The following is a 21,915-nucleotide window of genomic DNA, read 5'->3' as shown; positions in this document are numbered from 1 at the left end:
CGGAGCTCAGAAGTCCCCCAACCCGAGGTCCTCGGTCTCTTCGCCCTCTTCCTCCAGGGCCTGGCGGACCACCCTGAGCGCCATACCCTCCGGGTATCCCTTGCGGGCGAGCATGCCTGCGAGGCGGCGCAGGCGCTTGTCGCGGTCGAGGCCGCGTGTGGAGCGGAGCTTGCGGGCCACGAGCTCGCGGGCGGTCTCCTCCTCCTGCTCGGAGTCGAGCTGCCCGACGGCCTCGTCGATCACCGCCGAGTCCACCCCCTTGGTCCGCAGCTCCCGGGCGAGCGCCCGCCGGGCCAGCCCCCGGCCGTGGTGACGCGACTCCACCCAGGCGTCCGCGAAGGCGCCGTCGTTGATCAGACCGACCTCCTCGAAGCGGGACAGCACTTCCTCCGCCACCTCATCGGGGATGTCCCGCTTCGCCAGCGCGTCGGCGAGCTGCTTGCGCGTGCGCGGCTGTCCGGTGAGCAGGCGCAGGCAGATGCCCCGCGCCCGCTCGGCCGGATCCGCAGGCGGCTCCCCCTTCTCGGCCCTCGACGAGGACAGGGAGCCGCTGTCCTGTTGCCCTCCGTCGGCTTCGCCGAAGCCGCCGCGCCGTCGGCGGCCACGGCTGCGCCCGCCGCCACGGGTAGTGCCACCGCCCCGTGGACCGTCGCCGTCACTCGGTACGTCGCCGTCACGCGGCGCCCCGTGCCCGTCCAGGTCGCCCAGGCCCCCGTCGCCCAGGTCCGTCGGGGAGGTGGGGTAGGCGTGATCGGCCCAGTCGGTTCGTCGCGTCACGGACTAGCTCTTGGCCGCCGCGGTCTTGGACTTGGCGGCCTTGCTCGCGGGCGCGGGCACCGTCTTGGCCGCGTCCTCGGCGGGGGTGGCACCCGCCGCGTCAGCGCCGGGCTCGGCCGCGGGCGCCTCCGGCTTCACACCGACGCCCAGCTTCTCCTTGATCTTCTTCTCGATCTCGTTGGCCAGGTCGGGGTTGTCCTTCAGGAAGTTACGTGCGTTCTCCTTGCCCTGACCGAGCTGGTCGCCCTCGTACGTGTACCAGGCACCGGCCTTGCGCACGAAGCCGTTCTCCACGCCCATGTCGATCAGGCCGCCCTCGCGGCTGATGCCGTGGCCGTAGAGGATGTCGAACTCGGCCTGCTTGAACGGCGGCGCGACCTTGTTCTTGACGACCTTGACGCGCGTGCGGTTACCGACCGCGTCGGTGCCGTCCTTCAGCGTCTCGATACGGCGGATGTCGAGTCGCACCGAGGCGTAGAACTTCAGCGCACGGCCACCGGTCGTCGTCTCCGGGGAGCCGAACATCACGCCGATCTTCTCGCGCAGCTGGTTGATGAAGATCGCGGTGGTCTTCGACTGGTTGAGCGCGCTGGTGATCTTCCGGAGCGCCTGGCTCATCAGGCGGGCCTGCAGACCCACGTGCGAGTCGCCCATCTCGCCCTCGATCTCCGCGCGCGGCACCAGGGCGGCCACGGAGTCGATGACGATCAGGTCGAGCGCGCCCGAGCGGACCAGCATGTCGACGATCTCGAGTGCCTGCTCACCGTTGTCCGGCTGGGACAGGATGAGGTTGTCGATGTCGACGCCGAGCTTCTTCGCGTACTCCGGGTCAAGGGCGTGCTCGGCGTCGACGAACGCCACCGCGCCGCCCGCCTTCTGCGCGTTGGCCACGGCGTGCAGCGTCAGGGTCGTCTTACCGGAGGACTCCGGCCCGTACACCTCCACCACGCGGCCGCGCGGCAGGCCGCCGACACCGAGGGCCACGTCGAGCGCGGTCGACCCGGTGGGGATGACCTCGATGGGCTCATTCGGCCGCTCGCCCATGCGCATCACTGCGCCCTTGCCGAATTGCCGTTCAATCTGTGCGAGTGCGGCTTCGAGCGCCTTCTCGCGGTCAGTTCCTGCCATGGGTTCCACCCGATTTGCTTGAGTCGATCGCTTCACGTCAAAGACGCTAACGCCTGCCACTGACAATCGGCCTCGACGCCCGTCCGCCTGTGGATAACTCGAGGCTCACAGCCCTGCCACTCTCACCAGATTCCCCGGAAACACTGGGGAGAGAGCCGCCGGACACTCCATAAGAATGGATGTTCGATTTTGGTGTCAAGCGCACCACGCGCACCACGCGCCCTGCGCTGGGGGCTCGCAGACTCTGGGGCTCCCGAGGCTACTCCGGGGCTCCCGGAGGCCTGGAGGCCCGCAGATGCCTTTGCCCATACGCTGCGGGACCGCGGTGCTGTCCGCCGCGCTCCTCCTCTCTCTGGCCGGGTGCGGGCAGGATGCGAGCGGCTCCGGGAAGGCCTCACGCCCGCCTGCTCCACCCACGCCGGCCTCGCCGTCCGCCGGGCCGCCGCAGGGGGGAGAGCTGGTGCAGCGCGTGCGTCAGCGAGTCCGACGACGCCGAGATCATGGATGTCGCCGCCGCCTCCGCCACCGAGGTCTGGGCGATCGGCCGCGACCGGGCCCACGTCAGTACCGCCGCCGAGAAGGCCGCCGGGTACTCGACGTTCTACGTTCTTCCTCCACTACGACGGAAAGAAGTGGCGAACCGTCAACGCCGCCGCCACCGCCGCCGCCACCGCCGCCGCCGAGCTGCCGGAGCTCGCCACCCTCGGGCTGACCGTCCTGGAGGCATCCGGCCCGGACAACGTCTGGCTGTTCAGCACCGACCTTCCGCTGGGCACCCTTCCGCTGCTCGCCGGCAAGCAGCCAGACGTCATCGGGGGCGAAGACCTCCCTCCAGGACACCAGCCGGCGAGCGAGCAGGCGGCGTGGCACTGGGACGGCAGCCGGTGGACCTCCGTCCCGCTGCCCGCCCAGGCCGAGGCCATAGAGGTGCGGTCAGGGGACGACATCTGGGCGGTGGGCAACGCCCCGGCCCCTCACCGGCAGCCCCGCGGGCGCCTGGCCGCTCCCGGCGGCTACTCCCCATGGCGTACGAGCGGTGTCTTCGGCCGGGGGACGACGGCTCGGCCCCCGTTCGCGAGGCTTGTGCCATGGAGAACGCGCCGAACCACCGCCCGGGGATCCCGCAGGGCCAGCTCCTGGAGAGCCCGCGAGAGCGCCATTCGGTCCGGCGGCCCCGCCGTCGTCGTCACGCTCGCCTCCCTGGGCGCTGCTCGCGCTGTCGATCGTCGGCCAGATCGCGGCCGGCGCCGACCACCCCGCCGTACCGCCCGGCATCGTCATCCCGGTGGCGGCCACCATCCTGCTCGCCCGGCGGCCGGACCCCTGGACCGCCGACTCGCCCTGGCCGTCGGGCTGTTCGTCAGCTCGGCGTCGTCGTCACCTCCGACGCCGGCGACCACCTCTCCACCCTCTCCCCCGGCGACTGCCTCCTCCTCGTCTCCACTCCGGCCGAACTCCTCGCCCTCACCGGCATGGTCGTGGCCGGCGCCGCGTCCGTGCCGCGGTTCGACCGCCCCAAGGAGGTACGGGTCTGATGTCCTCGCCCACCGCAGCCACTCCCCTGCCGGGCCCGCGCCCCGCCCTGACCGGCGCGGTACGCGCCGTGTGGCGAGCCGCCCGCCCCTGTGAGCGCGTCTGCTACGCCACCGGCACCGTCCTCACGCTCTCCGGCCTCGCCCACCTGCTGGTCTTCGCGGTCGACGGAGGGCCGTGGGACGGGCCTGTCTCGTGGCGCAAGCCGGTCACGTTCGGCGTCTCCTTCGGCCTGACTCTGATCGCGCTCACCTGGGTGACGTCGTATCTGCGGATCGGCGCCCGTACCAGGAACGTCCTGCTCGTCGTGTTCGCCGCCGACTGCGTCCTGGAGGTCGGCGGCATCACCCTCCAGGCGTGGCGGCGGGTTCCGTCGCACCTCAACATGGAGTCCGGATTCAACACCGCCGTGTCCATGTCCCTCGCGGTGGGCGGCGGGATCCTGGTCGTACTGCTCTCCGTGTTCGCGGTCGCCTCGTTCCGGCGCCGGCCGTCGGGGCCCACGGGGATGCCGCTCGCTCTGCGGTCCGGGTTCGCGATTCTGCTGGTCGCACTGGCGTCCGGCGCCGCGATGATCGCGCGCGGGGTGATCCTCACGAAGACCGGCCACCAGGAGGCGGCCTACCACTCGACGGCACCGCTCAAGCCGCTGCACGGCGTCAGCCTGCACGCCGTGCTCGTCCTGCCCGCGCTGGCCTGGCTGATGTCCCGTACGGCTTGGAGCGAGAGGACCAGGAACGGCGTGATGCGCGGTGCGGTCACCTGTTACGCGGCCGCTGTCGCCGCCGCCGGGGTCTGGGCGACGATCACGTACTGAGAGCCGTCCGCCGGTAGGTGTCCCCACCGGTAGGCGTTCCCGTCGGCAGCAGTCCCTCGGCAGCAGTCTGCGGAGAGCTGCCTACCGGGAGTCGTCCCGGGTGTCGTCCGCGCCCTCTTCCCGTTCCGGCCCGCGCAAGGCGGCCCGCAGGCGCGCGAGAAGGGAGGAACCGGATCTGGTCCGATGGCCGTGCACCCGTGGGTCGTCCGTGACGGCGTAGCGCTTCACGTACGCCCCGAGGAAGGCCTGCAGTGTCGCCACCGCGGGGATGGCGATCAGCGCGCCGACCGCGCCGAGGAGCGCCGTGCCCGCGATGACGGAGCCGAAGGCGACCGCCGGGTGGATGTCCACGGTCTTCGCGGTCAGCTTGGGCTGGAGCACATAGTTCTCGAACTGCTGGTAGACGACTACGAAGATCAGCACCCACAGCGCGTACCAGGGGTCGACCGTGAAGGCGATCAGCATCGGCAGGGCGCCCGCCAGATACGTGCCGATGGTCGGGATGAACTGGGACACGAGACCGACCCAGACGGCGAGCACGGGCGCGTAGGGCACGCCCAGGGCCTCGAGCAGGATGTAGTGCGCGATCCCGGAGATCAGTGCCATCAGACCGCGCGAGTAGAGATAGCCGCCGGTCTTGTCGACCGCGATCTCCCAGGCGCGCAGCACCTCGGCCTGCTTGGCGGGCGGCAGTACCGAGCACAGCGCGCGCCGGAGCCGGGGGCCGTCGGCGGCGAAGTAGAACGAGAACAGCAGTATGGTCAGCAGCCGGAACAGGCCTCCTAGGACCTGCCCCGACACGTCGAGGACACCGCTCGCGCTGTTCTGCACGTACTTCTGGAGCCAGTCGGAGTGCAGCAGGCTGTCCTGGACCGCGACCCTGCTCAGGTCCGTGTGGAACGTCCGGTTGATCCAGTTGATCACCGAGTCGAGGTAGGCGGGAAAGTCCTCGACCATGCTGACGATCTGGCCCGCGAGCATCGAGCCGAGCAGAACCATGAAACCCAGGCCGACGATCGTGACGCCCAGGAAGACGATCCCGGTGGCCAAGCCCCGGCGCATGCCGCGCCCGGCCATCCAGCTGACCGCCGGCTCCACGGCGAGTGCCAGGAAGAACGCGATCAATACGTTGATCAACAGCCCGGTGAGCTGGTGGAACGCCCAACTGCCCAGCTGGAAGCAGGCGATGAGGGCCAGGGCGAGCACCAAGGCCCGCGGCAGCCAGCCCGGCATCCGCGCACGCGCGCTCGCGGCCCCGCCCCCCGGGGGCTTCGGGCCGGGCGGGAAGGCGTCGGCTGCTGCCGGCAAGGTCTCGTCAGTGGGTGCCACGGAGCCAGTCTCGCCCACTCCACCGACAGCCGGTCACCGCCCCCGCTCGTTCGAGCAGGTCAGCGGTTCTCCGACGGAACATTCACAGTGGCGCACACCACACGCCACACGTCCTTGGCCTCCCAGCCGGCGTCGAGCGCCTCGTGCACGGTGCGCCCACCGAGTTCCGTCATCACATGATCACGCGCGAATGTGTCGGCGTAGCCAGGACCGAAGTGATCCGCCATCCGCTGCCAGAAGACCGTCAACCGCATGACACCAGTATCCCGCCCCTGAGAGTGCAGCCCGGCACGGAAGGCTCACCGAGAACGCTTTCCGTCCTACGGTCGGTGCATGGCCGAAAACGGAGCATCCCCACTCCCTCAGACCACCTCGGCGCCCTCCCCGCTCTCCCGTGCCGAGCACTTCATCTGGCTGACCGCGCGCGTGCTGGAGCAGCGCCGCTTCGCCTACCACTTCCTCGGCGCGGGCCGGGCGGGCGCAGACGCCGTCGAGACCGCCCTCGCCGCGTACCGCAATGAGGACGAGGGCTACGGCCACGCCCTCGAACCCGATCTCCGCGGCCCGGTGAGCCAGCCGCTGCACACCGGGCACGCACTGCGAGTCCTCGACTCGATCGGCCGTTGCAGCGGCCAGCGCGTGGAGCGCGTGTGCCGCTATCTGACGTCCGTCTCGACCGCCGAGGGCGCTCTCCCGGCGATCCATCCCAGCCAGCGCGGCTACCCGTGCGCGCCCTTCGTGCCAGTGGTGGACGACCCGCCGAGCGAACTGCTCTCCACGGGCCCCGTGGTCGGCCTGCTGCACCGTAACCAGGTGTGGCACGCGTGGCTGTTCCGGGCGACCGACTTCTGCTGGGCCGCGGTCGAGTCCCTGAAGAAGTCCCATCCCTACGAGATCGAGGCGGCCGTCGCCTTCCTGGACGGCGCGCCCGACCGCCCGCGCGCGCAGGCGGCCGCCGACCGGCTCGGCCGTCTCGTGCGCGAGCAGCGGCTTGCGCTGCTCGATCCCGGGCGGCCGGAGGCGTACTCCGTAGCGCCCGGGTACGCGCCGGGTGAGCACCACCTTCCGCACGACTACGCGAAGACTCCGGAGTCGCTGGCGCGCGCGTGGTTCACGGATGAGGAGATGGCGCGCTCTCTGGACTTCCTCGCGGGCGATCAGCAGGACGACGGCGGGTGGCCGATCCGCTGGCGCCAGTGGGCTCCGGTGGTCGCGCTGGAGGCGCGCCCGATGGTGACGGTCGAGGCACTGCGCACGCTGCGGGCGTACGGGCGGCCCGTCGCCTGACGCTTTCGTGGGCGGCGCCTCAGGAGGCGTCGGCCGCCGCGTCCCTGAGCAGCAGCGCGGCGATGGCGAGCGCCGTCCCGCGCGGAGCGGACAGGTCGATGCCCGTCTGCTCGCCGATGCGGGCGAGCCGGTTGTCGACCGTGTTGGGATGCAGGCCGAGCACCGCGGCTGTCGCCCTGCGGTCCTGTTGGTGGGCGAGATGGGTCCGCAGGGTGTCCAGGAGTTCCGGCCGGTCGGCCACCGGGTCCAGGAGAGCCGCTATCCGGTGGCTCGTCTCGCTGGGACGGGACAGGTGGTACTCCAGGAGCACGTCGTCCAGGCGGTGCAGCCCGGCAGGGATGCCGCACGCGCGCGTGATGCGCAGGATCTCGGTGGCGGTGCGGGCCGCCGCGGTCACCTCCTCGGGTCCGGCCGCCTGCACGGCGGCCACCCGGACCTCGAACCCGCCGGCTTTGGCGAGGCGGCCGGCCAGATCGTCCGGAGCCTGGCAGTCCCTGGGCACGATGACCCGCCCGCCGTCGGCCTCCAGGAGGGCGAGCACTTCCACCCCGAAGGTGTGGTCCAGGACGGTCTGCACCCGACGCAGCCTGCGCCGCACAGCGACCGGTCCCTCGGCGGGATCCGCATCGATGCCCAGGGCCAGGACGAGCGCGGGCCCTTCGAGGCGGAGCTGGTCCAGGAGGACATGTCCGGGCGGGACCATCCCGTCGAGCAGCCCGCGCACCAGGGAGCGCACTTGGGCCCGCTGCTCGGCCTCCAGGGCGGACCGTTCGTCGAGATACGTCTCGGCCACGGCCCCCACGATCCCCTGGTGCGACTGCAGCAGTACGTCCACGAGCTCGACCAGCGCGCCTTCCTCACCGGGGCCCGCAGCGTCGCGCAAGGCCTGCCACAGGACGTAGACGCCCTGCGCGTGGGTGCGCAGGAGGAGGTGCAGCGGCATGCCCTCCTCGGCCCGCTGGGCGGCGCGCTCGCGGAACAGTCGGTGACTGCCGGGCTGGGCCAGGTCCGGCTCGCTGACACTGCGCAGGAAGAGCCGTACGCCGTGCCGGGCGGTCGCGGCGACTTCCAAGTCCTTCACGTCATCCGGGAGTTCGGCGTATCCGGGCAGTTCCTCGAACGACTCGCGAGCCATGCGGCGGGCGAGTTCGTTGACTCCGGGTTCGCAGCGCGCGGCCAGGGAGCGGGCCTCGGGCGACAGGGCCACTGTTCCTCCATTCCCCCATGGACATGGACGGGCACTGCGTTTGTGACGCGTCACATTACCCACGGGTCGGACGTGTGACGTGAGGCGGTGTTCGATCTCACATCGGGGGCCGAAACTCGTGGCCGGTGGCAATCGACCGCACTGCACACGAGGAGCCGAGGACATGACCGAACACAAAGAGCGGGACCACACCGAGTACACCGACTACATCGACCGGGTCTGGCAGGGCGCCGAGACGCTGCTGCCTCATCTGGCGGGCACGTACTCCGGGAGGGAACTGGTGCGCCTGCGTGACCGTGTGGGCTTCTTCCCCGCGTTCGCCAACGTGGCGGCCTTCGACACGGGCGACGGTGTGGTCCTCGTCGACTCGGGTGACTTCCGTACGGCGGGCCAACTGCACGAGGCCGTCGCCGGGTTCGGCGCGGGACCGGTGCGCTCCGTGGTGTACACACATGGTCACGTGGACCACGTCTTCGGAGTGGCCCCCTTCGACCAGGAGGCCGACGAGAGCGGCGGACCGCGCCCCGAGGTGATCGCTCACGAGGCCGTCCCCGCACGGTTCGACCGCTACATAAGGACGGCGGGTTACAACTCCTGGATCAATCGCAGGCAGTTCGGGGTGCCCTCCCTGGAGTGGCCCACCACATACCGGTATCCGGACGTCGTCTACCGGGACCGTCTCACCGTGCGGCGCGGGGAGCTGACGTTCGAGCTCGTGCACGCGCGCGGGGAGACCGACGACCACACCTACGTATGGATCCCCGAGCTCAGGACGCTGTGCACGGGCGACCTGTTCATCTGGAACACGCCCAACGCGGGCAACCCCCAGAAGGTGCAGCGCTATCCGGAGGACTGGGCGCGCGCCCTGCGCGCCATGCAGGAACTCGGCGCCGAACTCCTGCTCCCTGGGCACGGCGTCCCCGTGGTCGGCTCCGACCGCGTGCACCAGGCTCTCGACGACACCGCGCGCCTCCTGGAGTCGCTGTGCGAGCAGACCAGGGCGCTGATGAACGCGGGCCACCGCCTCGACGCGGTCATCCACGGGGTGAAGGCCCCCGAGGACCTGCTGGCGAAGCCGTACCTCCACCCGGCCTACGACGAGCCGGAGTTCGTCGTACGCAATCTGTGGCGCCTGTGGGGCGGCTGGTACGACCAGAACCCCGCGCACCTCAAGCCCGCCCCGGAGGCGGACGTCGCGGCCGAGTTCGCGCGAGCTGCCGGTGGGGCGTCCGCACTGGCGCTGCGCGCCTCCGAGCTGCTCGCCGCCGGGGAACTGCGTCTCGCCTCGCATCTGGCGGAGACGGCGGCCCTCGCGGCGCCCGCCGACCAAGAGGTGGCACGCGTGCGTGCCGACGTGTTCGCACGGCGCGCCCTCCAGGAGACGTCGACCATGGCCCGCGGTGTCTTCCACTGGGCCGCCGCAGAGTCGGCCGCCGTGGCCGCCGGCACTGACGTGCAGACGGAGTTGACGCGCTCCCCCGAGGGACGCAGGCGGGCCGAGGGGGCCATCAGCGTCGGTGTGGTCGACGACGAAGACGGCTGCTGCTGATGAGCCGGGCGTGGCGCACCACGTGGCTGCTGCTCGCCTTCATGCTCGTGAACTTCGCGGACAAGGCCGTGCTCGGGCTCGCGGGCCCGGAGATCCGGGCGGACTTCGGCATCACCCGGCAGGAGTTCGGCACGGCGCAGTCGGCCTTCTTCGCGCTGTTCTCGCTGGCCGCTCTCGGGGTCTCGGCCCTGACGCGGCGCGTGCGGACGACGACCCTCCTCCTGGTGCTCGCGCTGCTCTGGTCGGTCGCGCAACTGCCGATGCTGTGGGGAGCCGCGGGGTTCGGCACGCTACTGGCCACGCGCGTGCTCCTCGGCGCGGCGGAGGGGCCGGCCGCCCCGGTCGCCATGCACCACGTCCACGGCTGGTTCCCGCAGCGGGAGCGGGCCCTGCCGACCGCGGTCCTGCTGGTCGGCGCGGCGGCCGGAGTGGCCGTCGCCGCGCCCGTGCTCACATGGGTGATCACGCACTGGGGCTGGCGCTGGTCGTTCGGTGCCGTCGGTCTGGCGGGTCTCCTCTGGGCTGTCTGCTGGCGGCTGTGGGGCGCGGACGGGCCGCTGGCACCGGCGGTCGCCAGGAAGCCGTACGAGGACGCCGCGAAGCCGTACGAGGACGCTGAGCGGGCACCGGTCGCCAGGAAGCCGTCCGAGGCCGCCGAGCAGACCTCCACGACCACGACGAGCACGGTGCCGTTGCGCGCCGTCCTGCTGTCCGGCACGTTCCTCACCGCCGCGTTCGGCTCGTTCGCCGCCTACTGGTCGATGAGCACCATGCTGACGTGGGCACCGGACTATCTGGAGAGCGTCGTCGGCTGGGACCTGCATCAGGCGGGCACCATGGTCGGCCTGGGCGCCCTCGCCAACGGGGCGGTCCTCCTCGGGCACGGCCTGATCGCCCAGCGCTCCGCCCGCAAGGACACACCCCGGCGCCTGCCCCCGGACGCAGGCGCGGGTCTCCTCGTCATCGTCGCGGGCTGCGCCACCGCCGTGTACGGCACGACAGGCACCCTGGCGGTCAAGGTGCCCATGATGCTCGGCCCCATGGCACTCGCCATGGTCATGCTGACGGTGGCGTCCACGGCCTGCGCCCGGATCGCTCCGCCGCCCCAACGCGGCGTCGTCCTGGGCGCCTTGACCTTCGTCTACGCGCTGGGCGGCATCCTGTCGCCCCTCGTGCTCGGCGGCATGGTGGACCGCGCGAGGACGGTGTCGGCAGGCTACGAAGAGGGCTGGCTTCTCACCGCCGGGCTGCTGGTGACGGCGGGGGTGCTGGCCGCGCTCTTCTGCCGCCCGGAGACGACGGCCCGGCGACTCGGCCTTCCGGAGCCCGCGGCGGGGTCGACGCCGCAGGTGCCGGTGGCTCACTGAGTGGGGCCGGCCGCCGCACAAGGGGTTCACGCGCGCGTGGGGCTCATCCCGTCACGGCGCGCAGCCCGGCCGTGACCACGACGGCCGCCGCGACGACGACCAGGAACGGCGCGCGCAGTATCAGCGCGACCGCAGCCGCGGCCAGCCCGGCCGCCTTCACGTCGAGAAGGGGCGTGGTGCCTTCGGCGAAGGTCTGCTGGGCCGTGAGCGCGGCCAGCAGGGCCACAGGGAGCAGCGCCGCCAGCCGCCGGACCAGTGGCCGTTCCAGGACACCGGCGGGCACGAGAAGGCCGATGAGCTTGACGGCGTAACAGCCGACTGCGGTCACCGCGACCGCGATCCAGATGTTCATCGGCCCTCTCCTTGTCGGCCGGCGGCCTTCTGCGAGTTCTCCTGTGAGTTCTCTTGCGCGTTTTCTCGCGGGTTCTCCTGCGGGTTCTCCTGCGGGTTCTCCTGCGCGTTCTCCTGCGCGTTCTCCTGCGGGTGCTCTCCGGTCGCTCTCCGTGCCGCCCGGCGCCCCTCTACGTAGAGCACGGCCGGCGCGGCGAGCGCGGCCACCAGGACCGGGACGCCCGCCGGCAGGACGGGCAACAGCCCCAGGCCGAGGATGACGGCGATACCGGCCACCGTCCGATCCGTGGAGGTCCGCAGCATCGGCGCGAGCAGCGCCAGGAAGACCGCGGGTCCGGCCGCGTCGAGCCCCCAGGCGTCGGTGTCCCCGATGGCCTCCGCGCCGAGCGCCCCGAGCAGGGTCGTGAGGTTCCACAGCACGTAAAGGGTGAGTCCCGTGACGGTGAAGCCGATGCGGGCGCTGCGGCGCGTGGGCTGGGCGAGCCCGACGGCGGCGGTCTCGTCGATGACCCAGTGCGCGGCGAAGGGGCGCACCACGCGCGGGAGGGCGAGCAGCTGGGACAGGCGCAGCCCGTAGAAGGAGTTGCGCACGCCGAGGAAGAAGGCGCCCGCCGCGGCGGTGAGCGGGTTGCCGCCGGCCGCGATGGCGCCGACGAGGGCGAACTGCGAGGCCCCGGTGAAGACGAGCAGGCTGAGCGCGCAGGTCTGGAGCACGCTGAGGCCGCTGCCGGCCGAGGTCACGCCGAAGGCGAACCCGGAGAGTCCGACGGCGACACCGACACCGAGTGCGTCCCGGACGACGGCGGAATCGGCCTTCTCAGCCCCTCCGCCCGCAGGCCTGCCTGCTTCGGACCTTCCGTCCCCATGCCTCCCAGCAAGCCCAGGCGCGCCCGGCTCCCGTGCTGATCCGGCGCGTTCTGATCCGGCGCCTTGTGATCCGGCGCGTATCGCTGCGGATGTTGTCTGTTCTGCCACGCCTCCGACGGTACGAGGGAGCCGGCGGCCGGGTCTTGTACGTTCTTGCGCTCCCGCTGGTAGGCGCCGGGCGGTACGCCCACGATCCGCGTGAAGTGCCGGTTCAGGTGCGGCTGGTCCGTGAAGCCGACCGCCACGGCCGCGTCGGCCGGCACCGTGCCGACGTCCAGGAGGCGGCGCGCAGCCCGCACGCGCGCGTTGGTGAGCCAGGTGTGCGGCGGCATGCCGTACGCGTCCCTGAAGGCGCGCAGCAGGGCGAACGGACTGGTGCCGAGTTCGGTGGCGAGGGCCTCCAGGGACGGCGGCTCGGCCATCCGCTCGACGAGTACGGCACGCGCGCGTGCCGCGATCGTGGTGCCGGCGGACGGCACGGGGCGCGCGGTCATGGGCTGCCCGTGATCGCGCAGCAGCCGGGCGACGACGATGCGCAGCAGGCTGTCGGCGGCGAGCGCGTTGCCTTCCTCGGCCGCGCGGTGCACCTCGCGGATGAGGTGGGCCGCGTGCGGGTCACCCACGATCGGCTCGGCGAACGCGGCCGTCCCGCGGACCGACGTGGTCTCGCCGGCGATCTCCGCTATGACATCGGCCGACGGATAGAGCGTGTGGTACGCCCAGCCCTCGGGTTCTCCGGCCCTGGCGGTGTGGGCCACCTCGGGATTGATCATGACGACACTCCCGGGTCCTGCGTGCACAGTGCCGGTCGGCAGTCCCACGTCCTCGATGCCGCTGGCGACCGCGCCGAAGACGTACCCGTCGTGGCTGTGGCGGGGGAAGGTGTGGCGGACGTAGCGCGCCCGCAGCAGGTCGAGGCCCGGCAGCTGTTCGTAGCGCCAGTGCCTGGCCCATTCCTTCGTTCCCGACCCCGCCATGGGTCCCATTCTGCGCCACGACCGGGCCGCGCCGCCCGCCGCCGGGGACCGGACGCGGAGCGTTTGCGCAGGTCCGGGCCGTTGTCAGTGGGGAGGTGCACGATGGGTGCATGGTCAGGTCCGCACGCAGCCCGCTCGACGGTTTCTCCCCCGCGACCCGCAGTTGGTTCACGGGGGCGTTCTCCGCGCCCACGTCCGCGCAGGCCGGGGCGTGGCAGGCCATCGGCGAGGGCTCGGACGTGCTGGTCGTCGCGCCGACGGGTTCCGGCAAGACCCTGGCCGCGTTCCTGGCCGCCCTGGACCAGCTGGCGTCGACGCCACCCCCGGCCGACCCGAAGAAGCGCTGCCGCGTCCTGTACGTCTCGCCCCTCAAAGCCCTCGCGGTCGACGTGGAGCGCAATCTGCGCAGCCCGCTCACCGGTATCCGGCAGGAGTCGGTGCGCCTCGGACTGCCAGAGCCCGAGGTGAAGGTCGGCATCCGCTCCGGGGACACACCCCCGGCCGAGCGCCGCGCCCTGTCGACCAGGCCGCCGGACATTCTGATCACGACGCCCGAGTCGCTGTTCCTGATGCTCACGTCCGCCGCGCGTGACGCGCTCACGGGCATCGAGACGGTGATTCTCGACGAGGTGCACGCGGTCGCCGGCACCAAGCGCGGCGCCCATCTCGCGCTGTCCCTGGAGCGGCTCGACGAGCTGCTGCCCCGGCCCGCCCGCCGGATCGGCCTCTCGGCGACGGTCCGTCCCGTCGACGAAGTGGCGCGCTACCTGTCGCCGCAGCGCAAGGTGGAGATCGTCCAGCCCCGCTCGGGCAAGGAGTTCGACCTCTCGGTGGTCGTCCCCGTGGAGGACCTGGGCGAGCTCGGCGGCTCGCCCGTCGCCGACTCGGACCAGGGCGCGGAGCGGCCGTCCATCTGGCCGCACGTCGAGGAGCGCATCGCCGACCTGGTCCAGTCGCACCGCTCGACGATCGTCTTCGCCAACTCCCGCCGCCTGGCCGAGCGCCTGTGCAACCGGCTGAACGAGATCGCGTACGAGCGGGCGACGGGCGAGACCCTCCCCGAGGACCACACACCGGCCGAGCTGATGGGCGGCTCGGGCGCGGCGACCGGAGCGCCGGCGGTCATCGCCCGCGCCCATCACGGATCGGTCTCCAAGGAGCAGCGCGCCCTCGTCGAGGAGGATCTGAAGGCGGGCCGCCTGCCCGCCGTTGTCGCCACGTCCAGCCTTGAGCTGGGCATCGACATGGGCGCGGTGGACCTCGTCGTCCAGGTGGAGTCCCCGCCCTCCGTAGCCTCCGGCCTCCAGCGCGTGGGGCGCGCGGGACACCAGGTGGGCGCGGTCTCCACCGGCGTGGTCTTCCCGAAGTACCGGGGCGACCTCGTCCAGGCGGCGGTCGTCACCGAGCGCATGCGCACGGGCTCCATCGAGTCCCTTCGTGTCCCCGCCAACCCCCTGGACGTGCTGGCCCAGCAGCTGGTCGCGATCACGGCGCTCGACACATGGCAGGTGGACGACCTGCTCGCCCTCGTCCGCCGTGCGGCGCCCTTCGCATCGCTTCCGGAGTCCGCGTTCACGGGCGTCCTCGACATGCTCGCAGGCCGCTACCCCTCCGACGCGTTCGCCGAGCTGCGTCCACGCGTGGTGTGGGACCGCATCGCCGGCACGGTCACCGGACGCCCCGGTGCCCAGCGCCTGGCCGTCACCTCCGGAGGCACGATTCCGGACCGCGGCCTCTTCGGGGTGTTCCTCGCCGGATCCGACCCCAAGAAGGGCGGCGGGCGGGTAGGGGAGCTCGACGAGGAGATGGTCTACGAGTCCCGGGTCGGCGACGTGTTCACGCTCGGCACGAGTTCCTGGCGCATCGAGGACATCACGCGCGACCGCGTGCTGGTCTCCCCCGCGCCCGGCGTCCCGGGCCGGCTCCCGTTCTGGAAGGGCGACCAGCTCGGCCGCCCGCTCGAACTGGGGCGCGCGGTGGGCGCGTTCCTGCGCGAGGTCGGCTCCCTCTCCCCGGAAGACGCCCGGCTCCGGCTGTTCGCGGCGGGCCTCGACGCCTGGGCCGCCGACAATGTGCTGGCCTATCTGTCCGAGCAGCGCGAGGCCTGCGGCCACATCCCGGACGACCGCACCATCGTGGTCGAGCGGTTCCGTGACGAGCTGGGCGACTGGCGGGTCGTCGTGCACTCCCCCTTCGGCGCGCAGGTGCACGCGCCCTGGGCGCTCGCTCTCGGTGCGAGGCTCGGCGAGAAGTACGGCATGGACGCCCAGGTCATGCACGCCGACGACGGCATCGTGCTGCGCCTTCCCGACGCCGACCTCATGAGCCTCGACCTCCTGGACCAGGAGCCCTCCAAGGCCGGTTCGGAGTACGACGCCGACCAGGCGCCCCTCGGGGCCGCCGACGTCGCCTTCGACAAGGGAGACGTCAGCCAGATCGTCACCGACCAGGTCGGTGGATCGGCCCTGTTCGCCGCCCGCTTCCGCGAGTGCGCGGCCCGCGCCCTCCTGCTGCCCCGCCGCAACCCCGGCAAGCGCACCCCCCTGTGGCAGCAGCGCCAGCGCGCCTCCCAACTCCTCCAGGTGGCCAGCGAGTTCGGCTCGTTCCCGATCGTCCTCGAAGCCGTACGGGAGTGCCTCCAGGACGTGTTCGACGTGCCCGGCCTCGCCGAGCTGATGGGTGACATCGAGTCCCGCAAGGTCCGCCTCGTCGAGGTGACCACCCCGGAGGCCTCCCCGTTCGCCCGCTCCCTCCTGTTCGGCTACGTCGCGCAGTTCCTGTACGAGGGCGACTCCCCGCTCGCCGAGCGGCGCGCCGCGGCCCTCTCGCTGGACTCGCGGCTGCTCGCCGAACTGCTCGGCCAGGCCGAGCTGCGCGAGCTCCTCGACGCGGACGTGCTCGCCGAGCTGGAGCAGGAGCTCCAGTGGCGCACCGACGACCGCCGCATCAAGGACGTCGAGGGCGTCGCGGACCTGTTGCGCGTCCTCGGGCCGCTCACGGAAGCCGAGTTGGCGGAGCGGGGCGCCGAGCCGGGGTGGGCCGCAGAGCTGGGTTCCGCCCGCCGCGCCATCCGGGTCCGTATCGCGGGCGCCGACCACTGGGCGGCCATCGAGGACGCGGGCCGGCTGCGGGACGCGCTCGGCACCGCGCTGCCCGTCGGTGTCCCCGAGGCCTTCATGGAGCCCGTAAAGGATCCCCTGGGCGACCTTCTCGCCCGGTACGCGCGCACGCACGGCCCGTTCACCTCGGCCGCGGCCGCCGCCCGCTTCGGCCTCGGCGCGGCGGTCACGGACGGCGCGCTGCAACGCCTGGCGGCGACCGGGCGAGTGGTGCAAGGCGAGTTCCACCCGGCCGGCATCGGCCAGGAGTGGTGCGACGCGACGGTGCTCCGCCGACTGCGCCGGCGTTCCCTCGCGGCCCTGCGGCACGAGCTGGAGCCGGTCCCGCCCGCCGCCCTCGCCCAGTTCCTGCCCCAGTGGCAGCACATGGGAGGGCACGGGCTGCGCGGTGTCGACGGTCTGGTGCGCGCGGTCGAGCAGTTGCAGGGCGCGTCCGTACCGGCGTCCGCCCTGGAGAAGCTCGTCCTGCCGTCCCGGGTCTCGGGCTACGCCCCCGCGATGCTCGACGAACTCACGGCGTCGGGCGAGGTCGTGTGGGCGGGCGCGGGTTCCCTGCCCGGCAAGGACGGCTGGGTCTCCCTGTATCTGGCCGACACGGCCCCCCTGCTGCTCCCCGCACCGCACCCTCTGGAGCTCACCGCACTCCACCAGTCCGTCCTGGACACGCTCTCCGGTGGCTACGGCCTGTTCTTCCGCCAGATCGCCGACCAGGTCCGCGCGACGACGCACCCCGACGCCGCCGATCCCCAACTGGCGGACGCGCTCTGGGATCTGGCCTGGTCCGGGCGGCTCACGAACGACACGCTGGCTCCGATGCGCTCGCTCCTCGGGTCGGGCCGCACCGCGGGATCCACGGCTCATCGCGCCCGCCGCGCGATCCCGCGCGGGCGCTACGGAGGCCTCACCTCCGCCGCGCGGACCGCCTCCCGTTCGGGCCCGCCGACCGTCGCGGGCCGCTGGTCTCTGCTGCCCGCCATCGACCCCGACCCGACGGTGCGCGCTCACGCCCTGGCCCGCACCCTCCTCGACCGGCACGGCGTGGTGACCCGGGGCGCAGTCGCCGCGGAAGGCGTGGAGGGCGGCTTCTCCGCGGTGTACCGCATCCTGTCCGCCTTCGAGGAGAGCGGCCAGGCCCGGCGGGGGTACGTCGTCGAGGGCCTCGGCGCCGCGCAGTTCGCGATGGACGGCGCGGTGGACCGCCTGCGCGCGGCCGCGAACGCCCGCGACCGCGGCGACGCCCCGCCCGACCCCTACGCAGGCTCGCCCAGCACGCCGACGAACCCCGCACCCGACCCGTCAGCCGCCTGGGACCCGTCCTGGTCCACCGCCACCGGACCGCACGCCGTCCCGGACTTCCCGCCGGACCTCCCCTCGCACGGGGTCCCGGACTTCCCTGCGGACCTTCCCCCCGGCTTCTCCCCGGACGCCGTCCCGGACTTCCCCCCGGACTTCGCGGAACGCAACGCCTGGCCCGCACCCGGCCGCCCAGGCCCCGGCCCGGATCGCACCCCGCGCCGCCGAAGAGCCGCGTCCCGAGCCGTCGTCCTCGCCGCCGCCGACCCGGCGAACGCCTATGGAGCGGCCCTGCCCTGGCCCGACTCCCCCACCGGCGCCGGACACAAGCCGGGCCGCAAGGCGGGCTCCCTGGTCGTGCTCGTCGACGGCGAGCTGACCCTGTACATGGAGCGCGGCGGCAAGACCCTGCTGGCCTGGCCCGCCTCCGAAGGCGACCCCGGCGCGCTCACCGCGGCCGACCTGGCCGAGGACTCCCGACTGCCCGCCGCGGCAGAGGCGCTGGCCGACGCCGCCAGGGCGGGTTCCCTCGGCACGATCACCGTGGAGCGGATCAACGGCTCCGCCGCTCTGACCTCCCCGTTCTCATCCCTCCTGGAGACAGCCGGCTTCCACGCAACCCCGCGAGGCCTACGCCTGCGCGCGTAGTCCCGACGTCATACCGAACGCACTCACCCGAACCCTCACGACATCACCGGCCCACCGCTCCCCCTCCATGGCCACCCACGCCAGCCTTCCCCCGCTGCCACCCGTACCGCCCCGTACCTCCCGTGCCACCCTTGACCCATGCCCGAAGGAGACACCGTCCTGCAGACCGCGCGGCGTCTGCACACCGCCCTCGCGGGCCAGGTGCTCATCCGCTCCGACCTGCGCGTACCCCGCTTCGCCACGGCCGACCTGACCGGCCGCACCATCCTCGACGTCACCCCGCGCGGCAAGCACCTCCTCACCCGCATCGAGGGCGGCCTCACCCTGCACTCGCACCTCCGCATGGACGGCTCCTGGAAGGTGTACGCACCCGGAGAGCGCTGGACCGGCGGCCCCGGCCACCAGATCCGCGCGGTCCTCGGCAACGCCAACCGCACCGCCGTGGGATATCGCCTCCCCGTCCTCGAACTCCTGCGCACGACCGACGAGATCAAGGTGGTCGGCCACCTCGGCCCCGACCTGCTCGGCCCGGACTGGGACGCAGCCACGGCCCTGCGCAACCTCCTCCGTGACCCGGCCCGCCCCCTCGGCGAGGCACTCCTCGACCAGCGCAATCTCGCGGGCATCGGCAACGTCTACAAGTCCGAGCTGTGCTTCCTCCTCCAGGTCACCCCCTGGCTGCCCGTCGGCGACCTCCCGGCCGACATCGCCGCCCGCCTCCCCGAACTCGCCAAGCGGCTCCTCGAAGCCAATCGCGACCGCCCCGCACGCGTCACCACCGGCAGCGGCCGCCCCGGCCAGCGGCTCTACGTCTACGGCCGGGCTCCTCGCCCCTGCCTGCGCTGCCGCACCCCGATCCGCGTGGCCGACCAGGGCGACGGCTCCCGCGACCGCCCCACCTACTGGTGCCCCTCCTGCCAACACGGCCCGGCCCCACGCCCGTACGCCAAGCAGCCCGCGCACGCCAGATAGCGCAGCCCCCTCCGAAACCACACCAGATAGCCCGTACAAGCTAATTGACGATCCGTCAGAAATGCTCGTACGGTCCCCTCATGCCCGTCACCGCGTACGACCTCACCGGACGCACCGCATTCGTCACCGGCGCCGCGAGCGGCATCGGACGCGCTTCCGCCCTGCTGTTGGCCGATGCCGGAGCCACCGTGCACTGTGCCGACCGCGACGCGCAGGGCCTGCACGAGACGGAGACGCTGATCAAGGCCAGGGGCGGCACGGCCCGCACCCACGCCCTCGACGTCGCGGACCGCACCCAGCTCGCCGAGGCGGTGACCTCGGCCGTCGACGCGACGGGCCGTCTCGACGTCATGGCCGCGATCGCCGGGATCATGCACAGCAGCCCCGTCCTGGAGACCCGCGACGAGGACCTCGACCGCGTCCTCGGCATCAACTTCAAGGGCGTGCTGTACGCCTGCCAGGAGGCCGCCCGCGCCATGATCGCGACGGGCACGCGCGGCAGCATCGTCACGATGGCGTCGGGAGCCGTGGACACCGGCGGCCCCGGGCTGCTCTGCTACGGGGTCTCGAAGGCCGCGGTCGTCCAGCTGACCAAGACGCTTGCGACCGAGGTCGGCCCACAGGGCATCCGCGTCAACGCGGTCGCGCCCGGCTGGATCCGTACACCCATGACCGGCCGGCACGATGCGGCGGAGCAGTCGCACACCGAGGCCCTGATGGTCCGGATGTCCCCGCTGGGCCGCGTAGGCGAGGCGGACGACATCGCACACGCCGTTCTGCACCTGGCGTCGGACGCGTCCTCGTTCACGACGGGTCAGATCCTCCGCCCGAACGGCGGCGTCGCCATGCCCTGGTAAGCCACCCACCCCCAGCCCTCACCCACCGCGTCGGCCCCACAGACGCACCACCAGGCCGCACGGCTCCCGCGGCCCCGGCGGCTCGCGACTTGGGCACGCAGTGCACCGGCAACAGGCTCAGCCCCCACCCACCGGCCGCCACGGTCCCCTCGAACGCTCCCGCGTCCGGCGAGAAGGCCAGCCGCAGCACACCCCACCACCACAGCACCCCGAAGGCCACGCCCGGTATCCAGCGCGCGTTCCGCCACACCCCGGCCGGTATTCCGCGCACGGTCCGCCATGCCACGGCCGCCACCTCCTGCCCGATGCCGGATCGGATCGAACCCGAACGCCGGCGCCACCCGGCGGCAGGGCGCTCCGGAGGCATTTCCGCACACCGAAGGCGCTCCCGCACACGTCGAAATCCCCTTCACCATGGCACGAATGCCCTGATCCGGGCATGTCGAGCCCGCCCGGCGCCCCTGGCTCCGCCCCCGCTCGGCATGCAAAAGCCCCGGCCGATCTCCCGGCCGGGGCTTTCACACACTTATGAGTGACACCTGCACGAGGCGTCACGCCGCGCGAAATCACGCAGCGACGACGTCCACCGCTTCCGCAGGCGCCTTGATGGTCACCCGTTCCGGTGGGACACCGGCCACGGAGACAGAATTGAGCCGCGGGCGAACCGGTGCGGGCACCGGATCAGTGGCCGCTGCCGACTCGGCCAGCTCGGCGAGAGCGAGCTCGTCGCTCACCTCGCGCATGAGCTCGGACATCCGTACGTCAAGCGCGTCGCAAATAGCGGACAGCAGCTCGGAGGATGCCTCCTTCTGCCCCCGCTCCACCTCGGAGAGATAGCCGAGCGAGACTCGGGCGGACGAGGAGACTTCGCGCAGAGTACGGCCCTGGCGCTGGCGCTGCCGACGCAGCACGTCACCCAGCAGGCGACGGAGCAGAATCATCGGTGGCTCCCTCCTCGGACCGCGTAGCCGCATCCTTCACGCCCCACCGTACCGCCTTGCGCCGCGGCCGTGCGGGGAGCGATGTCGTGTTCACTCAGGGCTGCAAACATCAAAACCCCCCGTTCTGTTCCGTATCCTGTGCCCGCTCATTCTCTGCGCGTTCGCTCAAGAGCCGCTCAAGCAGCAGCTCAAGCACACTCCGTACACTCTCCATACGGATTTCCGAACGGTCGCCGTTCAACCGCAACGCGGCCACTTTCCGGCTACGAGCGAAACTGCCGGCCTGAGCCCCGGACCCCTCGACCCCGGCGTCGGCTCCCGCGTCAGCCCCTGCGGAACCCGTCTCGAAGGCCGTGGAATCCCCCGGACCGGCGACGGCCACGAAGACCGTCCCCACCGGCTGCCCGTCCTGCTCGTCGGGCCCGGCGACGCCTGTGGTCGCGATCCCCCAGTCCGCGCCGAGGACCCCGCGCACCCCGGTCGCCATCTGCAGGGCCACCTCGGGATCCACCGCCCCTCGCTCGGCCAGGAGAGTGCCGTCGACGCCGAGGACGTCCCGTTTCAGGTCGGTCGCGTACGAGGTCACGGATCCGCGGAAGACGCGCGAGGCGCCCGGCACCGAGGTGATACCGGCCGCCACGAGGCCACCGGTGAGTGACTCGGCGACCGCGAGCGTCTCGCCGCGCTCGGCGAGCAGCCGGAGCACCACGGCGGCGGGGGGGGGGGCCGCCCCCCCCCCCCCCCCCCCCCCCCCCCCCCCCACACCCCCCCCCCCCCCCCCCCCCCCCCCCCCCCCCCCACCCCCCCCCCCACCCCCCCCCCCCCCCCCCCCCCCCCCCCCCCACCCCCCCCCCCCCCCCCCCCCCACACCCCCCCCCCCCCCCCCCCCCCCGCCC

The 21,915-nt window shown here is 72.5% G+C and carries 16 protein-coding genes and 1 pseudogene; 7 read left to right on the top strand and 10 right to left on the bottom strand.

Features of this window, described 5'->3' with window-relative positions; translation table 11 throughout:
• Positions 1-6: 6 nt before the first annotated feature.
• Both recX and recA read right to left on the bottom strand, forming a co-directional pair.
• Positions 7-777, bottom strand: a complete 771-nt coding sequence (gene recX / locus AC07EJ_RS42250; RefSeq protein WP_389488429.1) for a recombination regulator RecX — start codon at positions 775-777, stop codon at positions 7-9.
• A gap of 3 nt (positions 778-780) precedes the next feature.
• Entirely contained in the window at positions 781-1,905 is a 1,125-nt protein-coding gene (gene recA / locus AC07EJ_RS42245; protein WP_389488427.1) for a recombinase RecA, read from the bottom strand.
• A 1,534-nt stretch (positions 1,906-3,439) separates the two neighbouring features.
• Between recA and AC07EJ_RS42240 the strand changes: the two genes are divergently transcribed.
• A complete protein-coding gene (locus AC07EJ_RS42240; RefSeq protein ID WP_389488424.1) occupies positions 3,440-4,255 on the top strand; it encodes a hypothetical protein in 816 nt (271 codons plus the stop codon).
• An 81-nt stretch (positions 4,256-4,336) separates the two neighbouring features.
• Here the strand turns inward: AC07EJ_RS42240 and AC07EJ_RS42235 are convergent, their stop codons facing one another.
• Together AC07EJ_RS42235 and AC07EJ_RS42230 are read right to left on the bottom strand one after the other, a co-directional pair.
• Positions 4,337-5,584: an AI-2E family transporter gene (locus AC07EJ_RS42235; RefSeq protein WP_389488422.1), complete on the bottom strand. Its 1,248-nt coding sequence runs from the start codon at positions 5,582-5,584 to the stop codon at positions 4,337-4,339.
• Between the two features lie 59 nt (positions 5,585-5,643).
• Positions 5,644-5,838, bottom strand: a complete 195-nt coding sequence (locus AC07EJ_RS42230; protein ID WP_362909248.1) for a DUF3046 domain-containing protein — start codon at positions 5,836-5,838, stop codon at positions 5,644-5,646.
• A 79-nt stretch (positions 5,839-5,917) separates the two neighbouring features.
• On the opposite strand from AC07EJ_RS42230, the gene AC07EJ_RS42225 reads away from it, so the two are divergent.
• Entirely contained in the window at positions 5,918-6,871 is a 954-nt protein-coding gene (locus AC07EJ_RS42225; RefSeq protein WP_393587469.1) for a hypothetical protein, read from the top strand.
• A 19-nt stretch (positions 6,872-6,890) separates the two neighbouring features.
• On the opposite strand, the gene AC07EJ_RS42220 is transcribed toward AC07EJ_RS42225, so the two are convergent.
• Positions 6,891-8,078 (bottom strand): RsbRD N-terminal domain-containing protein, encoded by a 1,188-nt coding sequence (locus AC07EJ_RS42220; RefSeq protein WP_393587470.1) that lies wholly within the window; start codon positions 8,076-8,078, stop codon positions 6,891-6,893.
• Between the two features lie 163 nt (positions 8,079-8,241).
• Between AC07EJ_RS42220 and AC07EJ_RS42215 the strand changes: the two genes are divergently transcribed.
• Together AC07EJ_RS42215 and AC07EJ_RS42210 are read left to right on the top strand one after the other, a co-directional pair.
• On the top strand, positions 8,242-9,627 hold the full coding sequence (locus AC07EJ_RS42215; RefSeq protein ID WP_478886228.1) for an alkyl sulfatase dimerization domain-containing protein: 1,386 nt from the start codon (positions 8,242-8,244) through the stop codon (positions 9,625-9,627).
• The gene (locus AC07EJ_RS42210) at positions 9,627-10,994 is read left to right on the top strand and encodes an MFS transporter (RefSeq protein ID WP_478886227.1); all 1,368 of its coding nucleotides are present in this window, start codon (positions 9,627-9,629) and stop codon (positions 10,992-10,994) included. Before AC07EJ_RS42215 ends, AC07EJ_RS42210 begins: the two co-directional genes overlap by 1 nt.
• A gap of 43 nt (positions 10,995-11,037) precedes the next feature.
• Here the strand turns inward: AC07EJ_RS42210 and AC07EJ_RS42205 are convergent, their stop codons facing one another.
• The 3 genes and pseudogenes from AC07EJ_RS42205 to AC07EJ_RS42195 form a co-directional block, all read right to left on the bottom strand.
• The gene (locus AC07EJ_RS42205) at positions 11,038-11,346 is read right to left on the bottom strand and encodes an AzlD domain-containing protein (protein ID WP_478886226.1); all 309 of its coding nucleotides are present in this window, start codon (positions 11,344-11,346) and stop codon (positions 11,038-11,040) included.
• Positions 11,343-12,293 carry an AzlC family ABC transporter permease gene (locus AC07EJ_RS42200; RefSeq protein WP_478886240.1) on the bottom strand — a complete coding sequence of 317 codons (951 nt, stop codon included), beginning with the start codon at positions 12,291-12,293 and terminating at the stop codon, positions 11,343-11,345. Before AC07EJ_RS42200 ends, AC07EJ_RS42205 begins: the two co-directional genes overlap by 4 nt.
• Positions 12,294-12,433: 140 nt before the next feature.
• Positions 12,434-13,189, bottom strand: a pseudogene (locus AC07EJ_RS42195) (AraC family transcriptional regulator); the annotation flags it as partial.
• A gap of 110 nt (positions 13,190-13,299) precedes the next feature.
• Between AC07EJ_RS42195 and AC07EJ_RS42190 the strand changes: the two are divergent.
• From AC07EJ_RS42190 to AC07EJ_RS42180, 3 genes are all read left to right on the top strand, one after another.
• Positions 13,300-18,249: an ATP-dependent helicase gene (locus AC07EJ_RS42190; RefSeq protein ID WP_478886225.1), complete on the top strand. Its 4,950-nt coding sequence runs from the start codon at positions 13,300-13,302 to the stop codon at positions 18,247-18,249.
• Between the two features lie 138 nt (positions 18,250-18,387).
• On the top strand, positions 18,388-19,221 hold the full coding sequence (locus tag AC07EJ_RS42185; protein ID WP_389488405.1) for an Fpg/Nei family DNA glycosylase: 834 nt from the start codon (positions 18,388-18,390) through the stop codon (positions 19,219-19,221).
• Positions 19,222-19,301: 80 nt separating this feature from the next.
• Positions 19,302-20,078, top strand: a complete 777-nt coding sequence (locus AC07EJ_RS42180; protein WP_389488402.1) for an SDR family NAD(P)-dependent oxidoreductase — start codon at positions 19,302-19,304, stop codon at positions 20,076-20,078.
• A 566-nt stretch (positions 20,079-20,644) separates the two neighbouring features.
• Here AC07EJ_RS42180 and AC07EJ_RS42175 read toward each other — a convergent pair.
• Together AC07EJ_RS42175 and AC07EJ_RS42170 are read right to left on the bottom strand one after the other, a co-directional pair.
• On the bottom strand, positions 20,645-21,019 hold the full coding sequence (locus tag AC07EJ_RS42175; RefSeq protein WP_100591071.1) for a helix-turn-helix domain-containing protein: 375 nt from the start codon (positions 21,017-21,019) through the stop codon (positions 20,645-20,647).
• A gap of 109 nt (positions 21,020-21,128) precedes the next feature.
• The gene (locus AC07EJ_RS42170) at positions 21,129-21,725 is read right to left on the bottom strand and encodes a CinA family protein (protein ID WP_478886239.1); all 597 of its coding nucleotides are present in this window, start codon (positions 21,723-21,725) and stop codon (positions 21,129-21,131) included.
• Positions 21,726-21,915: the final 190 nt, after the last annotated feature.

This window comes from Streptomyces sp. NPDC045026, assembly GCF_056432625.1.
The sequence above is the reverse complement of the archived record's forward strand: the minus strand, read 5'-3'. Positions and strand labels throughout refer to the sequence as shown.

Excerpts from the sequence above, each read along its gene's own strand:
- AC07EJ_RS42185 (WP_389488405.1), top strand. The coding sequence starts at position 18,388 with ATGCCCGAAGGAGACACCGTCCTGCAGACCGCGCGGCGTCTGCACACC.
- AC07EJ_RS42190 (WP_478886225.1), top strand. The coding sequence starts at position 13,300 with ATGGTCAGGTCCGCACGCAGCCCGCTCGACGGTTTCTCCCCCGCGACC.
- AC07EJ_RS42230 (WP_362909248.1), bottom strand. The coding sequence starts at position 5,838 with ATGCGGTTGACGGTCTTCTGGCAGCGGATGGCGGATCACTTCGGTCCT.
- AC07EJ_RS42240 (WP_389488424.1), top strand. The coding sequence starts at position 3,440 with ATGTCCTCGCCCACCGCAGCCACTCCCCTGCCGGGCCCGCGCCCCGCC.
- AC07EJ_RS42175 (WP_100591071.1), bottom strand. The coding sequence starts at position 21,019 with ATGATTCTGCTCCGTCGCCTGCTGGGTGACGTGCTGCGTCGGCAGCGC.
- AC07EJ_RS42210 (WP_478886227.1), top strand. The coding sequence starts at position 9,627 with ATGAGCCGGGCGTGGCGCACCACGTGGCTGCTGCTCGCCTTCATGCTC.
- recA (WP_389488427.1), bottom strand. The coding sequence starts at position 1,905 with ATGGCAGGAACTGACCGCGAGAAGGCGCTCGAAGCCGCACTCGCACAG.
- AC07EJ_RS42215 (WP_478886228.1), top strand. The coding sequence starts at position 8,242 with ATGACCGAACACAAAGAGCGGGACCACACCGAGTACACCGACTACATC.
- AC07EJ_RS42205 (WP_478886226.1), bottom strand. The coding sequence starts at position 11,346 with ATGAACATCTGGATCGCGGTCGCGGTGACCGCAGTCGGCTGTTACGCC.
- AC07EJ_RS42225 (WP_393587469.1), top strand. The coding sequence starts at position 5,918 with ATGGCCGAAAACGGAGCATCCCCACTCCCTCAGACCACCTCGGCGCCC.
- AC07EJ_RS42180 (WP_389488402.1), top strand. The coding sequence starts at position 19,302 with ATGCCCGTCACCGCGTACGACCTCACCGGACGCACCGCATTCGTCACC.